Origin of the sequence: Asanoa sp. NPDC050611 (genome assembly GCF_040654855.1) — a bacterium.
Taxonomy (GTDB): Bacteria; Actinomycetota; Actinomycetes; order Mycobacteriales; family Micromonosporaceae; genus Asanoa.
Window position 1 is genome coordinate 1 of record NZ_JBFAIU010000071.1, and the last position, 15,606, is coordinate 15,606.

At 72.8% G+C, this 15,606-nt stretch carries 15 protein-coding genes; all 15 read left to right on the forward strand.

Going from position 1 to position 15,606, the window contains the following annotated elements; genetic code table 11:
* The first annotated feature begins 209 nt into the window (after nucleotides 1-209).
* Nucleotides 210-1,427: a histidine kinase gene (locus AB0H87_RS13970; protein ID WP_360143949.1), complete on the forward strand. Its 1,218-nt coding sequence runs from the start codon at nucleotides 210-212 to the stop codon at nucleotides 1,425-1,427.
* A complete protein-coding gene (locus tag AB0H87_RS13975; protein WP_360143952.1) occupies nucleotides 1,424-2,185 on the forward strand; it encodes a LytTR family DNA-binding domain-containing protein in 762 nt (253 codons plus the stop codon). Before AB0H87_RS13970 ends, AB0H87_RS13975 begins: the two co-directional genes overlap by 4 nt.
* A 71-nt stretch (nucleotides 2,186-2,256) precedes the next feature.
* The gene (locus AB0H87_RS13980) at nucleotides 2,257-2,934 is read left to right on the forward strand and encodes a response regulator transcription factor (protein ID WP_360143955.1); all 678 of its coding nucleotides are present in this window, start codon (nucleotides 2,257-2,259) and stop codon (nucleotides 2,932-2,934) included.
* Nucleotides 2,931-3,992: a HAMP domain-containing sensor histidine kinase gene (locus AB0H87_RS13985; RefSeq protein WP_360143958.1), complete on the forward strand. Its 1,062-nt coding sequence runs from the start codon at nucleotides 2,931-2,933 to the stop codon at nucleotides 3,990-3,992. The genes AB0H87_RS13980 and AB0H87_RS13985 overlap by 4 nt, the downstream gene beginning before the upstream one ends.
* A gap of 362 nt (nucleotides 3,993-4,354) precedes the next feature.
* Nucleotides 4,355-5,806, forward strand: a complete 1,452-nt coding sequence (locus tag AB0H87_RS13990; RefSeq protein WP_360143961.1) for a DUF4173 domain-containing protein — start codon at nucleotides 4,355-4,357, stop codon at nucleotides 5,804-5,806.
* 49 nt (nucleotides 5,807-5,855) lie between these two features.
* Entirely contained in the window at nucleotides 5,856-6,230 is a 375-nt protein-coding gene (locus tag AB0H87_RS13995; RefSeq protein ID WP_360143964.1) for a hypothetical protein, read from the forward strand.
* A complete protein-coding gene (locus AB0H87_RS14000; RefSeq protein WP_360143967.1) occupies nucleotides 6,231-7,880 on the forward strand; it encodes a cation acetate symporter in 1,650 nt (549 codons plus the stop codon).
* Nucleotides 7,881-7,911: 31 nt separating this feature from the next.
* A complete protein-coding gene (locus tag AB0H87_RS14005) occupies nucleotides 7,912-8,670 on the forward strand; it encodes an ABC transporter ATP-binding protein (protein WP_360144029.1) in 759 nt (252 codons plus the stop codon).
* Nucleotides 8,661-10,334 (forward strand): ABC transporter permease, encoded by a 1,674-nt coding sequence (locus AB0H87_RS14010; protein ID WP_360143970.1) that lies wholly within the window; start codon nucleotides 8,661-8,663, stop codon nucleotides 10,332-10,334. The genes AB0H87_RS14005 and AB0H87_RS14010 overlap by 10 nt, the downstream gene beginning before the upstream one ends.
* A gap of 14 nt (nucleotides 10,335-10,348) precedes the next feature.
* The gene (locus tag AB0H87_RS14015; RefSeq protein WP_360143973.1) at nucleotides 10,349-10,870 is read left to right on the forward strand and encodes a flavin reductase family protein; all 522 of its coding nucleotides are present in this window, start codon (nucleotides 10,349-10,351) and stop codon (nucleotides 10,868-10,870) included.
* Between the two features lie 54 nt (nucleotides 10,871-10,924).
* Complete coding sequence (locus AB0H87_RS14020; RefSeq protein WP_360143975.1) at nucleotides 10,925-11,440, forward strand: SigE family RNA polymerase sigma factor; 516 nt, start codon at nucleotides 10,925-10,927, stop codon at nucleotides 11,438-11,440.
* On the forward strand, nucleotides 11,433-12,275 hold the full coding sequence (locus AB0H87_RS14025) for a hypothetical protein (protein WP_360143978.1): 843 nt from the start codon (nucleotides 11,433-11,435) through the stop codon (nucleotides 12,273-12,275). Before AB0H87_RS14020 ends, AB0H87_RS14025 begins: the two co-directional genes overlap by 8 nt.
* A gap of 173 nt (nucleotides 12,276-12,448) precedes the next feature.
* Nucleotides 12,449-12,823, forward strand: coding sequence for a DUF485 domain-containing protein (locus AB0H87_RS14030; RefSeq protein WP_360143981.1), 375 nt, complete (start codon nucleotides 12,449-12,451; stop codon nucleotides 12,821-12,823).
* On the forward strand, nucleotides 12,804-14,480 hold the full coding sequence (locus tag AB0H87_RS14035; protein WP_360143984.1) for a cation acetate symporter: 1,677 nt from the start codon (nucleotides 12,804-12,806) through the stop codon (nucleotides 14,478-14,480). The genes AB0H87_RS14030 and AB0H87_RS14035 overlap by 20 nt, the downstream gene beginning before the upstream one ends.
* Nucleotides 14,481-14,581: 101 nt before the next feature.
* A complete protein-coding gene (locus AB0H87_RS14040; RefSeq protein ID WP_360143987.1) occupies nucleotides 14,582-15,559 on the forward strand; it encodes an NAD-dependent epimerase/dehydratase family protein in 978 nt (325 codons plus the stop codon).
* The last annotated feature ends 47 nt before the right edge of the window (nucleotides 15,560-15,606 follow it).

A 15,606-nucleotide genomic window follows, 5' to 3' on the forward strand; every position in this document is an offset into this window, starting at 1 on the left:
GCTTTGCTCTGCTTCCAGATACGCATCACCCTCGTCGGCGGGTGATGCGTGGGTGGAAGCAGAGCAAACCGGCTGTGTAGGTCAGCCCCGCCACCTGTCGGGGCGAGGGGTCGCGCCACGACCACGCCCCAACAGCGGCGACCAGCCGGTGGGGTAACGCCGTCGGTGAGGGGTTCCTAAATTCGCGGTGCCGGGCGAGGATTCCGCGCATGAGTGCGGACCTGTCGACGGCGCTGGCGGTGTTGGCGCTTGTCAGTGCGCTCGCGGCCGCTGTCTACGCGGTCGTGCGGTTGCGGGCGCGGCGGGGGATCGCGACCGCGACGCAGCGGGCCACGTACGAGGTGCTGCACACCGCCGGGCTCGCCGCCGAGCCGTTGCGGGGTGGGTTGACCGCCGCCAGTGCCGCGAAGGCCGCGCGGCACCTGCGGACGCTCGTCGGGGCGGCCGGGTTGGCGTTGGCCGACGACAGTGCGCTGCTCGCGCTGGACGGGCGCGGGGCCCATCACTCACACCAACTGCAGGCCGCGGCCAAGAAGGCCATCGCGGCCGGGCGGTCGACCGTGCTCCGGCAGGCGGAGCTGCCGTGCGACCGGGTCGACTGCGACGTGCGCGGCGCCGTGGTCGCGCCCATCCGCGGCGCGACGCCGGTCGCGCTCGTGGCGGTCGCCGACGACCATCCGCCGCCCGGGCTCGTCCAGGCAACCCTGGAGACCGCGCGCTGGGCGGCGGCCCAGCTCGCCCTGGCCGAGCTCGACTCGTCCCGCGAGCGGCTGGCCCGCGCCGAGGTCCGGGCGCTGCGGGCGCAGATCAGCCCGCACTTCATCTACAACGCGCTGACCGCCATCGCCTCGTTCGTCCGCACCGACCCCGAGCGGGCCCGCGAGCTGATCCTCGAGTTCGCCGAGTTCACCCGTTACTCCTTCCGCGCGCACGGCGAGTTCACCACGCTCGCCGAGGAGCTCCGCTCGATCGACCGCTACCTGACCATCGAGCGGGCCCGGTTCGGCGAGCGCCTGCAGGTGCGCCTGCAGATCGCGCCCGAGGTGCTGCCGGTCAGCCTGCCGTTCCTCTGCCTCCAGCCCCTGGTGGAGAACGCGGTGCGGCACGGACTGTCGCGCAAGCCGGGTCTCGGTATGGTGAGCATCGAAGCCCGTGATGCCGGCGCGGAGTGCCACATCACCGTCGAGGACAACGGCGTCGGCATGGATCCGGCGACGCTGGTCGCCGGCGTGGCGGAGGCCGCCACGACCACGGTCGACGACGCCGGTGCGCACGTGGGGCTGTCCAATGTAGATGAGCGGTTGCGCTCGGTGTTCGGCGACCAGTTCGGTCTGGTGGTGGAAACCGGGATCGGAGCGGGTACAAGGGTGAGCATGCGGGTGCCGAAGTTCCACCCCAACGTGCACGCGGCGGGCGGCGCGGCGTGACCGACCGCGGTTTCCTGCGCGTGCTGGCGGTCGACGACGAGCCGCCGGCCCTCGACGAGCTGGCCTACCTGCTGCGGGCCGACCCCCGGGTGGCCCGGCTGCACACGGCCGCCGACGCGACCGAGGCGCTGCGCGTCCTCCGCGACGCCGACGTCGACGTGGTCTTCCTCGACATCCGGATGCCCGGCCTCGACGGCATGGAGCTGGCCCGGGTGCTGCGCCGGTTCGCCCGGCCACCGGCGATCGTCTTCGTCACCGCGTACGACGACGGTGCCGTCGACGCCTTCGACCTCGGTGTCGCCGACTACGTCCGCAAGCCCGTACAGGCCGAGCGGTTGAGCGAGTCGATTCGGCGCGTGGTCAGCGCGCGGGTCGTGCCCGCCCACCCGGCCGCCCTGGCGCGAGCCGAGGAGGACCCGACGATCCCGGTCGAGCTGGCCGGCACGACCCGGATGCTGCCGCGCTCGGCCGTGCGCTGGGTCGAGGCACAGGGCGACTACGCCCGGCTGCACACGTCCGACGGCTCGCACCTCGTGCGGGTGCCGCTCGCGACGCTCGCCGACCGCTGGGCCGACGCCGGATTCGTCCGGATCCACCGCTCCTATCTCGTGCAGCTGCGCCTGATAGCCGAGCTGCGGCTGGCCAACTCGGGCTACGTGGTCGTGGTCGACGGCGCCGAGCTGCCGGTCTCCCGCCGGCACACGCGAGAGCTCAAGGACAAACTCGTCCGCGCGGCGAAGCAGGACTGGAACCGCTAGTCGATCGATCTGCACAGTTCGTTCACATCGCCGGACCGGGATCCGCACAGCCGCTTACTACAGTCGCCGGCATGAGAGAGCGCCGGATCCTGGTCGTTGAGGACGAGCGGACCATCGCCGACTCGATCGCCGTGCGGCTGCGTGCCGAGGGTTTCACGGTGGGTCTGGCCGGCGACGGCCCGTCGGCGGTCGAGGCCGCCCGGCGCGAGCCGCCCGACCTCGTCGTGCTCGACGTGATGCTGCCCGGCTTCGACGGGCTCGAGGTCTGCCGGCGGATCCAGGCCACCCGGCCCGTGCCGGTGCTGATGCTCACCGCCCGCGACGACGAGAACGACATGCTGGTCGGGCTCGCGGTCGGCGCCGACGACTACATCACCAAGCCGTTCTCGATGCGCGAGCTGGCCGCCCGGGTGCACGCGCTGCTGCGCCGCGTCGACCGCGCGCAGGCCGTCGGCCCGCAGCCGATCGTGCTCGGCGACCTGGAGATCAACCAGGCCGAGCGCCGGGTCAGCCGGTCCGGCGTCGAGGCGCACCTGACGCCGACCGAGTTCGACCTGCTCGTGCACCTCGCCGGCCGCCCGCGCACGGTGCTGCCCCGCGAGCGGCTGCTCGCCGAGGTCTGGGGCTGGGGCGACGGCGCCGGCACCCGCACAGTCGACAGCCACGTCAAGGCCCTGCGCCGCAAGCTCGGTGCCGACCTGATCCGCACCGTGCACGGCGTCGGCTACGCGCTGGAGGTGCGGCCGTGAAGGACCTGCTCGTCCGCGGGCTCGACCTGCTGCCCCGCCCGCTCGACCCGGTCCGGTCGATCAAGCTCAAGCTGGCGCTCCTGCTGGTCGCCTCGGCTGCCGCCGGTCTCGCCTACTTCTGGTACGCGATCCGCTGGATCCCCTACATCACCTCGGCGACGGCGCTGCTGGTCGGCCTGCTCACCTCGCAGGTGCTCGCGCACGGCATGACCTCGCCGCTGCGGGACATGACCGCGGCGGTACGCGCGATGCGCCGCGGCGACTACACCCGGCGGGTCCGGGCCACCTCCCGGGACGAGGTCGGCGAGCTGGCGGACGCCTTCAACCAGATGGCCGCGGACCTGGCGGCCGCCGACCGGCAACGGCGCGAGCTGATCGCCAACGTCTCGCACGAGCTGCGTACGCCGATCACCGCACTGCAGGGCGTCCTGGAGAACATCGTCGACGGCGTCGCCGACCCGGAACCCGCGACGCTGCGCACCGCGCTGCACCAGACCGAGCGCCTGGGCCGCCTCGTCGCGGAGCTGCTCGACCTGTCCCGGCTCGACGCGGGCGTCCAGCCGATGCGCCGGGTCCGCTTCGACGTCGCGGAGTTCCTCGACGAGGTGGCCGAGGAGGCCGCGGTGACCGCCAGCGGCGCCGGCCATGACATCAGGCTGGCGGTGCGCCCGCCGGCCGGCCCGATCACCGTGCACGCCGACCCGGCCCGCCTGCACCAGGTGTTGGCGAACCTGCTCGACAACGCGACCCGCCACAGCCCACCGGGTGGCACGGTCTCGGTCGTCGGCCGCCTCGCGGACGACCACGTGGTGTTCGAGGTCGGGGACGAAGGCCCCGGCATCCCACCGGACGAGCGCGCCACGGTCTTCGACCGCTTCACCCGCGGCGACCGCGCGGCCGGCGGCGGCACGGGCCTCGGCCTGGCGATCGCCCAGTGGGTGGTCCAACTGCACGGCGGGACGATCGCGGTGGTCGACCCACCGTCCGGCAAGGGCTGCCTGGTCCGCGTCTCCCTACCCCACTCCGCAACACCGACCCCGACGGCGGTAGCAGCATGACGACCCCCACCCCGGACCCGGCCACGACCCCAACGGACGCCGCGGCGTCGACCCCGGCTCCCGCCGCAGCGCCCATGCCCGCCGCAGCGCCCATGCCCGCCGCGACACCCGTGCCCGCCGCAGCGCCGACCCCGGCTCCCGCCGCAGCGCCCGTGCCCGGCGCGGCACCCGTGCCCGGCGCGCCTCCCGCCCCCAGGCCGACACCTGCCGGGGCACCCGACTCCAGCGCAGCACCGGCCCCCAACCCGACGCCTGCCGCCGCACCGACCACGGCAACGCCCGTCCAGGTGCCGGGTCAGAAACCGGCCACGGTCGCCACGCCGGGAACGGCCCCAGCTACGGCGCCCCGTGCCGGCGTCGCGGTGCGGACGCCGCCGCCCGGCCCGCCGCGTACGCCCACCTGGTCGTGGCCGGGTCCCCCACGCGTGCCCGGCGCGGCCGCCCTCGTAGCGCTCTTCGTCGCCGCGGCCGTAGCCGCCGCCGCACTGCCGCTCGACCGCGTCGGCGCCGGTTGGCTCATCGGTGGCACTGCAAGCATTGTTGCCCTGGCAGTCACGCGAGCCAGGGTCTCCTGGCGCCAGGCCGCCTGGGCCGCCGCCACCCTGGCGCTGCTCGGCGTCGGTGCCGTCCGGGCCGCCGACTGGCTCTTCGTGCTCTGCGTGCTCACCGCCGCGATCACCGGAGCGCTCAGCCTCGTCGACCCGCGCGAGGTCCGCGCCATGCTCGCCGCGCTGGTCGTGCCGCCCGCGGCCGCCCTGCGGGCACTGCCCTGGGTGCAGGCCGGGCTGCGGGCCCGGTTCGCCGGACGGCCCGGCGCGCCCGCCCGGGTCGTCGCCGTCGGCGCCGTCTCGCTGATCCTGCTGCTCGTCTTCGGCGCCCTCTTCGCCTCCGCCGACGCCGCCTTCGCCGAGCTGGTCGACCGCGCCCTCCCGGTGATCAGCCGTGGCACGGTCGCCCGGGCACTGGTCCTCTTTCCCGTGCTCTTCGCCGTGCTCGCCGGCGCCGCCTTCACCCTCCTGCGCCCGCCGACGATCAACCGGCCCGACGACACCAACCGCTTCGCCTTCCGCCTGCTCGACTGGGCGATCCCGGTCGCCCTGCTCGACCTGCTCTTCCTCGCGTTCGTCGCGGTGCAGGCCACGGTCCTGTTCGGCGGCAGCCGGCACGTGCTCGGACCGGGCGGCCCGACCTTTGCCGACTACGCCCGCGGTGGCTTCTGGCAGCTGCTCGCCGTCACCGGCCTGACCCTGGTCGTGGTCGCGATCGCCGGCCGCTGGGCGCCGCGGAAGGACCGGGCCGACCGGGCCACGATCCGGGCCCTGCTCGGTGCGCTGGCCCTGCTCACCCTTGTGGTCGTGGCCAGCGCCACCTACCGGATGAACGTCTACGAGCAGGCCTACGGCTACACCCGCCTGCGCGTCTTCGTCATGGCCGTCGAGCTGGGCCTGGGCGCCGTCTTCCTCGCGGTGCTGGTCGCCGGCGCCCGCCTGCGCGGCGCCTGGCTGCCCCGGGCGGTCCTGGCGATCGCGACCGGGGGCCTCCTCGCGCTCGCGGTGCTCAACCCCGACCGCTTCATCGCCGACCGCAACATCGACCGCTACCTCGCCACGGGCCGGATCGACGTCCACTACCTCAGCACTCTCTCGGCGGACGCGGTGCCGGCGCTGCGCCGGCTGCCGGGCAACGAGGGCGCCTGCGCGCTCCAGCGGGCGGCCTACCGCCTCGACGACCGCGAGGACGGCTGGCGCGCCGCCAACCTGGCCCGCCACCAGGCGCGCCAGCTGGTCGCCCAGGCTGCCGAACCCTGCCGGTGAGCGATCCGGGGTCTACCGCCGCGGGGGTGTGATCGGGGACACTGCCGGCATGGCGGAAGGGCGGCGGACCCGGGTGGTGCTGGCCGACGTGCACCCCCGGGTGCACGACCACGACCGCACCCGCACCGAGCTCGCCGAGCAGACCCAGGTCGGCGAGGCGCTGGTCCGCGGCCTGGTGCGGGCGCAGCTCGCGCTCGCCCTGCGGCTCGCCCTGGTCGTCGCGATCGGGCTCGGCGGCCTGCCGCTGCTGTTCGCCGTCGCGCCCGAGGTCAGCACCGCCCGGTTGGCCGGTGTCGACCTGCCGTGGCTGCTGCTGGGTGTCGCCGCGTTCCCGTTCCTGGTCGCCGTGGGCTGGGCCTACGTGCGGCTGGCCGAGCGCAACGAGCAGGACTTCGTCGCGGTGGTCCGCCGCCCGGAGCGCTGAGTGGACAACCCGTACGTCGTGCCGGCCATCGTCGTGGTCACGCTGGTCACCGTCGGCATCGGCTTCTACGGCCTGAAACTGGCGCGGACCACGTCCGACTTCCTGGTCGCGTCCCGCAGCGTCAGCCCGACCTGGAACGCGGCCGCGATCGGCGGCGAGTACCTCTCGGCGGCGTCGTTCCTCGGCGTGGCCGGCCTGATCCTCAAGTACGGCGTCGACGTGCTCTGGTACCCGGTCGGCTTCGCCGCCGGCTACCTCGCCCTGCTGCTGTTCGTCGCCGCTCCCCTGCGCCGCTCGGGCGCGTTCACCCTGCCCGACTTCTGCGAGCTCCGGCTCGGCTCGCGCCGCCTGCGCCGGCTGGCCACGGCGTTCGTGGTGTTCATCGGCTGGCTCTACCTCGTGCCTCAGCTGCAGGGTGCCGGGCTGACGCTGACCACGGTCACGGGGCAGCCGTACGCCCTCGGTGCCCTGCTCGTCGGCGCGGTCGTCACCATCAACGTCGCGCTCGGCGGAATGCGGGCGATCACCTTCGTGCAGGCCTTCCAGTACTGGCTGAAGCTCACCGCGCTGCTGATCCCCGCGATCTTCCTGCTGCTGCAGTGGCAGGCCGACGGCCGGCCCGCGGTGGCCGCACCCGACGGGCCGGTGTTCCACGCGGCCACCAGCGTCGTGATCGAGCACGAGGCCACCCTGACCTTCCCGGACGGCGCAACGGTGGTGACGCGGCCCGGCCAACGGCTCGAGTTCGCGGCCGGCGACCCGGTGCCCGACGTCTCGACGGTCGACGACACCCGCGGCCCGGACTGGCTGCTGCCCGGCGACAACGAGAAGGGCATGTTCGCCACCTACTCGCTGATCCTCGCCACGTTCCTCGGCACGATGGGCCTGCCGCACGTGCTCGTGCGCTTCTACACGAACCCCGACGGCAACGCCGCGCGGCGCACGACGCTCGTCGTGCTCGCGCTGGTCGGTCTGTTCTATCTACTACCCACGTTGTACGGCGTCCTCGGCCGCGTCTACACACCCCAGCTGCTGATGACCGGCCGCACGGACGCGGTCGTCGTGCTGCTGCCCGGCGCGGCCCTCGGCGGCGGCCTGACCGGCCAACTGCTCGCGGCCCTGGTCGCGGCCGGCGCGTTCGCCGCCTTCCTGTCCAGCTCGTCGGGGCTGCTGACCAGCGTCGCCGGCGTGATCTCGACCGACGTCATCGGGCGCGGCTCGGTGCGCGACTTCCGGCTGGCCACGGTGGTCGCCGGGGTCGCGCCGATCGTGCTGTCGCTGACGATCGAGACCCTCGACGTCTCGCAGGTCGTCGGTCTGGCGTTCGCGGTCGCCGCGTCGAGCTTCTGCCCGCTGCTGGTGCTCGGCATCTGGTGGCGCGGGCTGACCGCGCGCGGCGCCGCGGCCGGTGTGCTCGCCGGCGGCGGCGCGGCCGGCGGCGCGGTGCTGCTCACCGTGCTCGGGCCGCCGCTGTCGGGTTGGCCGGCCGCGGTGGTCAGCCAGCCCGCGGCGTGGACGGTGCCGCTCGCGTTCGCGGTCATGGTCGCGGTGTCGCTGGCCAGCCGCAGCCGCATCCCGGCCGACGTCGGCGCGGTGATGCTCCGCCTGCACGCGCCGGAAAGCGTCCTCACCGGTCCTGCCCGACGGTGAACCGGACCGATACGGTCAGGGGGTGACGACGGTGAAGGACGATCGGTTCGCCCTCGTGTTGCGGGGACTGGCGAAGAGCTTCGACGGCAAGGTCGCGGTCGGCGGTGTGGACCTCGACGTGCCGGCGGGCTCTTTCTACGGGCTGCTCGGGCCCAACGGTGCCGGCAAGACGACGACCCTGTCCATGGCGGTCGGCCTGCTGCGGCCCGACCACGGCAACGCGTGGGTGCTCGGCCACGACGTCTGGGCCGACCCGGTGCAGGCGAAGCGGCTGTTCGGTGTGCTGCCCGACGGTGTCCGGCTGTTCGACCGGCTCAGCGGTGCCGAGCTGCTCGCCTACCACGGGCTGCTGCGCGGGATGGACCCCGCGGTCGTCGACCAGCGCGCCCGGGAGCTGCTCGACGTGCTCGCGCTCAGCGACGCCGGCCGCACGCTCGTCGTCGACTACTCGGCCGGCATGAAGAAGAAGATCGGGCTGGCCTGCGCGCTGCTGCACGCGCCGCGGCTGCTCGTGCTCGACGAGCCGTTCGAGGCCGTCGACCCGGTCGCCGCGGCGCTGATCCGCGACATCCTCCAGCGGTACGTGGCCGGCGGCGGGACGGTGATCTTCTCCAGCCACGTGATGGCGGTCGTCGAGCGGCTCTGCACGCACGTGGCGATCCTCAGCGACGGTGCCATCAAGCGGGTCGGCACGCTGGCCGAGGTGTCCGGCGAGCGCTCGCTCGAAGAGGTGTTCGTCGAGGTGGTCGGCGGGCGCACGGCGACGGGGCAGGAGCTGGCGTGGCTCTGACCGCCGCCGTCGGCACCGCGACCCGCGCGGTCAGCCTCCGCCACTTCGTCCGGCTCAAGCTCCGGATCATCGGCAACGGTTTCCGCGGCCAGCCGCGGCGGGTCGCGCTCTTCGCTGGCGGCGTGCTGTTCGGCCTGCTCTACGCGTTCGCCGGGTTCGCCCTCGCCGCCGTCACGGGTTCCGCCGACAACGCCGACGCCGCCCACCTCGCGGCCGCGCTCGGCGGCGGTGTGGTCGCGCTGGCCTGGACCCTGTTGCCGCTGGTCTTCTTCGGTGTCGACGAGACCCTCGACCCGGCGCGCTTCGCGCTGCTGCCGGTCAACCGGCGCACCCTCGTCACCGGCCTGCTGACCGCGGCGCTGATCGGCGTGCCCGCCGCGGCGACGCTGATCGCGACCGCCGGGCTGGTGGTCTCCGCGGGCGCGCTCGGTGGCTTCGGCGCCGCGCTGGTCGAGGCCGTCGGCGTGCTGCTCGGCCTGGTCTTCTGCGTGGCCGTGAGCCGCGCGGTGACCAGCGCGTTCGCCACCATGCTGCGGTCGCGGCGCACCCGGGACCTGGCCGCCGTGCTGCTCGCCGTGTTCGCCGCCATGATCGGTCCGCTGCAGATCGCCATCAACCGCGCCAGCGTCGACGCCGACTGGCGGCGCTTCCTGCCGGCGGCCGAGATCGTCGGATGGACGCCGTTCGGCGCGCCGTACACGGCCGGCTTCGACGTGGCGGACGGCGACTGGTGGGCGGCACCCGCGAAGCTCGCCATCTCGGCCGTGACGATCGTCCTGCTGCTCTGGTGGTGGTCGCGCACGCTCGAGTCCGCGATGGTCGGCACGGCCAGCACCGGCCGGGCGGCCCGCGCGACCACCGCCGGCGACCCGGTCGAGCTGCTGTTCCCGCGGATCCTCGGCTGGGCCCGGCGGGACCGGTTCGGCGCCGTCCTCGCCCGGGAGGTGCGCTACTGGTGGCGCGACGCCCGCCGGCGGGCCAACCTGATCACGTTCGCGGTGGCCGCCCTGTTCGTCTCCGCCATGGTGAACTTCAGCGAGGCCATCTGGGGTGATGAGCCGACGCGGGACGTCACGGCGTCGCCACTGAGCTTCACCCTCTCGATGGTCTTCGTCGGCACCCTCGCCGCGGTGACGCTGGCCAACCAGTTCGGCTTCGACGGCACCGCGTACGCCGCCGACATCATCGCCGGGGTGCCCGGTCGCCTCCAGATCGCCGCCCGCGCCGCCGCGTTCGCGGTCTACGTGCTCCCGCTCGTCGTGCTGATCGCGGTGATCATCGGCGTGCTGGTCGGCGAGCCGGGCTGGATCCCGATGGCGCTCGGCACGCTGGCCGGCACGTTCGGCTGCGGGCTCGCGGCCAACTCGATGCTGTCGGTGGTCGGTGCCTACGCCCTGCCGGAGACCTCCAACCCGTTCGCGCTCAACACCGGCGCCGGCCTGGCGCGCGGCCTGCTGAGCCTGCTCGCGATGCTGGTCACGGTCGTCGTCGCCGTGCCGCTGCTGATCGGCGCGCTGTTCGCCGGCGACGTCTGGCTCTGGCTGGCCCTGCCGGTCGGCCTGGCCTACGGCCTCGGCGCCGCCTGGCTGGGCAGCGTGATCGTCGGTGACCTGCTCGACCGGCGGATGCCCGAGCTGCTGCAGACCATCACCCCACGGCGCTAGACGAGGATGGACGGGTGAACCCGATCGAGCCCGGCGCGCACATCCACGCCAGCGACCCGTTCGCCACGCCGGAGGGGGCCCGCTCACCGATCCGGCGGTTCCGCGGCCGGCTGGCGTCGCCCGTGACGCTCTGGACCGCGCCGGGGCCGGCCGGGTTCACCGTGTCGTCCACGCTCGTGGTCGACGGCGACCCCGGCCGCCTGCTCGGCGTCCTCGACGACGAGTCCGACCTGTGGACGGCGCTGTCCGACGCGGGCCGGTTCGCGGTCGCGCCGCTGGGCCCCGACCACCGCCAGCTCGCCGACCGGTTCGCGGGCCTGATGCCGGCGCCCGGCGGGCTGTTCCAGACGGGCGACTGGACCCAGACGGCGTACGGGCCGGTGCCCGCCGACGCCGGCGCCTGGGCCGGCTGCCGCCTCGACGGCGCCCGCGAGTTCGGCTGGGGCCTGCTGGTCGAGGCCACCATCGAGCAGGTGGAGATCATCGGCGAGGTGCCGCCGTTGATCCACTACCGCGGTCGATATCTCGCCGGTTGACGCAACCGGCGCCGGTGGTCAGCTGTGTCCTCTCCAGAAACGGGGAGGCAGCCGATGGAAACGTTACGCGTGTCCAAACCAGACGGTGACACGGACACGTTCGACTCGTTCTACGCCGCGAACTTCAACCGACTCATGCTCCAGCTGTACGCGTACACGGCGGACGTGTCGGCCGCGCAGGACGCGGTCCAGGAGGCGTTCAGCCGCGCCTGGGCCCGCTGGGACCGGCTGGGCACCTACGACGAGCCCGCCGCCTGGGTCCGCCGGGTGGCGCTGAACGTCGCCACGAACCGGTGGCGACGCACCCGCGCGGCCCGGGCGCATGCCCGCTACCACCGTGAGGAGGCGGTCGACCCGCCGAGCCCGGACCGGGTCGCGCTGGCTCGGGCGCTCAAGACGCTGCCGGAGAAGCAGCGCCGGGCGATCGTGCTGTTCCACATCGCCGACCTCTCGGTCGCCCAGATCGCGGCGCAGGAAGGCGTACCCGAGGGAACGGTCAAGGCGTGGCTGCACCGCGGCCGCGCCGCGTTGGCCGCCCTCCTGACCGACGAGGAGGGCCACCGTGGATGAGCAGCAGCTCGACGAGATGTTCGACCGCTTCCGGGCCGGCCCGCCGCTGGCCGTCCCGGCCGGTGCCGGCGCCGCCCGGCAGGCGTTTCGCCACCGCCGGCGCGGGCGGCTGGCGACCGGCTGCGTGCTGGCCGTCGTCGCGGTCGGCGGGCCGTCGGTCGCCTTCGCGGCCGGCGCCTTCGACGGGACCCCGCGGCCGCCGGTGCTGACCACCGGCCCGACGACGCCCGACCGTTCGACGCCGCCGACGTCACCGCCGACGACATCGCCGACCGCCCCACCACCGACCACACCGGGCGGCGGGCCGACGACCGCGAAGCCGGTCGAGCCGACCGGCGTGCCGAGCGCGGCCATGCTGCGCGCGAGCGACCTGCCCGACGACTACCGCTACGCGGGCGCCGACGTGGACGGCGACTGGAGCCTCGCCGCCACCACGATCTACTGCGACCCGCCGCCCACCGGGACCGAGCCGGACGGTACGGCCCGACGGGGTGCGATGTTCCTGCGGGAGCGCGAGGAGTACGTGATCCAGGTCGTCGAGCGGATGAGGTCGGCGGCCGCGGCGCAACGGTTCATCGACGGCCTGGCGGGTCAGGTCGACGGGCGCGAGTGCGGACTCCTGACGTACACCGTCGTCGACGAGGGTTTCGCGGGCGACGACTCGGTGCTGATCCGCACCTCGTACGAGGGCCGACCGGCCGACCTGTACGTCTTCGTCCGGCAGGGCCCACTGCTCACGCAGATCTGGCAGAAGCTCCCGGAGGGTGTCGAACCCATGCGGGAGGTGGCCCGCACCGCCGCCGACCGGCTCTGCAACGGCACGACAGCCTGCTAGCGGGGCACGCATAGGCGCCGTTCAACGGCGTGACCGGGGTCACTCGGCGCAGCCACCTGTCCGTTCGGCGCAGGTGGCTGCGCCCGTCCCGCAGGGGGTTCCGGGGCCGGCCGCACCGTTCCTACCGTGCGGCATTCAGCCCTGTCCCGACGCCCCTGCGAAGGTGGTGACACATGAGTACGGAGGCGAGAGACACCGCTCCCACGGAAGAAACCCCGGAGGACCGGTATCTGGCCATGCAGCGTTCCCCGGAGTTCGGCAACCTACGCAAGTCGTTCCGCGGTTTCGTGTTCCCGATGACCGTGGCGTTCTTCGTCTGGTACGCGCTGTACGTAATCCTTTCGGCGTACGCGCGCGACTTCATGAGCATCCGGATCGGCGGTAGCCACATCAACGTGGCGCTGATCTTCGGCCTGCTCCAGTTCGTCTCGACCTTCCTGATCGCGTGGCTCTACGCGCGGTACGCCAACCGCAAGGTCGACCCGCTCGCCGACCAGATCAACGAGGAGTTGGGGGAGGTGTCGCGGGATGAGAGTCCTCGCGGCTGAGGCGACCACGGGCGGGAGCACCGCCCGTACCCTCACGATCATCCTGTTCCTGGTCTTCGTGGCCATCACGCTGGCGATCACCGTCTGGGCGAGCCGGCAGACCAAGACCGCGACCGACTTCTACGCCGGCGGCCGCTCGTTCTCGGGCTTCCAGAACGGCATGGCGATCGGCGGCGACTACATGTCGGCGGCGTCGTTCCTCGGCATCGCCGGCATCATCGCGCTCAACGGCTACGACGGGTTCCTCTACTCGATCGGCTTCCTGGTGGCGTGGCTGGTCGCACTGCTGCTGGTCGCCGAGCTGCTGCGGAACTCCGGCCGCTACACGATGGCGGACGTGCTCGCGTTCCGGATGCGGCAGAAGCCGGTCCGCACCGCGGCGGCGGTCTCCACGATCACCGTGTCGATCTTCTACCTGCTGGCCCAGATGGTCGGCGCCGGTGCCCTGGTCGCGCTGCTGCTCGGCATCAAGCCCGGCACGACGTTCATGGGCATGGACGCCTCGGCCGCCAAGATCGCCACGATCGTGCTGGTCGGCGCGCTGATGATCATCTACGTCACGGTCGGCGGCATGAAGGGCACGACGTACGTCCAGATCGTCAAGGCGTTCCTGCTGATGACCGGCGCCCTGGTCATGACGATCCTGGTGCTGTCGGTCTTCAAGTTCAACCTCTCGTCACTGCTCGGTGACGCGGCGCAGTCGTCCGGCAAGGGCGAGGCGTTCCTCGAACCCGGGCTGCGCTACGGCGTCGAGGTGGCCGGCAACGCGACGCAGACCTTCTACAACAAGATGGACCTGCTGTCGCTCGGCATCGCGCTGGTGCTCGGCACCGCCGGCCTGCCGCACATCCTGATCCGCTTCTACACGGTGCCGACCGCGCGGGCGGCCCGTAAGAGCGTGCTCTGGGCGATCGGCATCATCGGCGTGTTCTACCTGTTCACGCTGGCCCTCGGCTTCGGTGCCGCGGCGCTGGTCGGCAGCAAGGCGATCACCGAACAGGACAAGGCCGGCAACACGGCGGCGCCCCAGCTGGCCCAGGAGCTCGGACGTCGGTTCCTCGGTGGCGACACCGGCGGCGCCACGCTGTTGGCGATCATCGCCGCGGTCGCGTTCGCGACGATCCTCGCGGTCGTCGCCGGCCTCACACTCGCGTCGTCGTCGAGCCTCGCGCACGACTTCTACGCCAACGTGGTCAAGGACGGCCAGGCGTCGGAGCGCCAGGAGGTCAACGTCGCCCGGGTCTCCGCCCTGGTGATCGGCGCGATCTCGATCCTGCTGTCGATCTTCGCGCAGAACCTCAACGTGGCCTTCCTGGTCGCGCTGGCGTTCGCGGTCGCCGCGTCCGGCAACCTGCCGGCGATCCTCTACAGCCTGTTCTGGAAGCGGTTCAACACGTCCGGTGCGACCTGGGCGATCTACGGTGGTCTGATCTCCGCCGTGGTGCTGGTGTTCTTCTCGCCGGTCGTCTCCGGTTCCGCCACCGCGATGTTCTCGAAGTCGGACTGGCAGTGGTTCCCGCTGTCCAACCCGGGTCTGATCTCGATCCCGTTCGGCTTCTTCTGCGGCTGGCTCGGCACGATCCTGTCCAAGGAGCGCGACGACGCCAAGTACGCGGAGCTCGAGGTCCGTTCCCTGACCGGCTCGGGCGCCCACTAGCCTCCGGCGGGTCGGTCCCGCGGGCCCCGGCGTACCACCGTCGGGGTCCGCGGCACACCCGGGGCCTGCCGCTGACCTGTGCGCTCGGTAGTCTTGGCCGCATGGTGGTAGCCCAGCGCTTCGGAGCCGGTCATCGCATCCTCGTCACCGGGGGTGCCGGTTTCGTCCCGTCCCACCTCGTCGATGCGCTGATCGCCCGTGGCTGCGCCGTGGTCGCCGTCGACAACTTCGTCACGGGTTCCAAGGAAAACGTGGCCCACGTGGTCGACAACCCGCTGTTCACGCTCGTCGAGGCCGACATCGCCGACGGGCTGCCGACCCACCACCCGGCGGTCACCGGCCGCTTCGACGCGATCCTGCACATGGCGTCGCCGGCAAGCCCCAAGGACTTCACCACGCTGCCGATCGAGATCCTCCGGGTCGGTTCGATCGCCACGCTCCACCTGCTCGACCGGGCGGTCACCGACGGCGCCCGGTTCCTGATGGCGTCCACCTCCGAGGCCTACGGCGACCCGCTGGTGCACCCGCAGGTCGAGACCTACTGGGGCAACGTCAACCCGATCGGCATCCGCAGCGTCTACGACGAGGCCAAGCGCTTCTCCGAGGCGTCCACGATGGCCTACCACCGCTACCGCGGGCTCGACGCCGCGATCGTGCGGATCTTCAACACGTACGGCCCGCGGATGCGCCCCGACGACGGCCGGGCGATCCCGACGTTCATCTCGCAGGCGCTGCGCGGCGAGCCGATCACCGTGCACGGCAACGGTGCGCAGACCCGGTCCATCTGCTACGTCGACGACCTCGTGCGCGGCATTCTGCTGCTGCTCGACTCCACCGAGGTCGGCCCGATCAACTGCGGCACCGAGCACGAGATGTCGATGCGCGAGCTGGCCGAGACCATCGTGCGACTGACCGGCAGTTCCTCCACGGTGACCTTCACGACCCGCGGCGCCGACGACCCGGAGATGCGCCGCCCCGACCTGACGCTGGCCCGCACCAAGCTCGGGTTCGCGCCGACGGTGTCACCCGAAGACGGCCTCCGACGCACCATCGAGGACTTTCAGCGCCGCGCTGCGTGAGCCCATATCCGCAGGTCAACACGGAAATTTTTAGCTACCAACTTCGT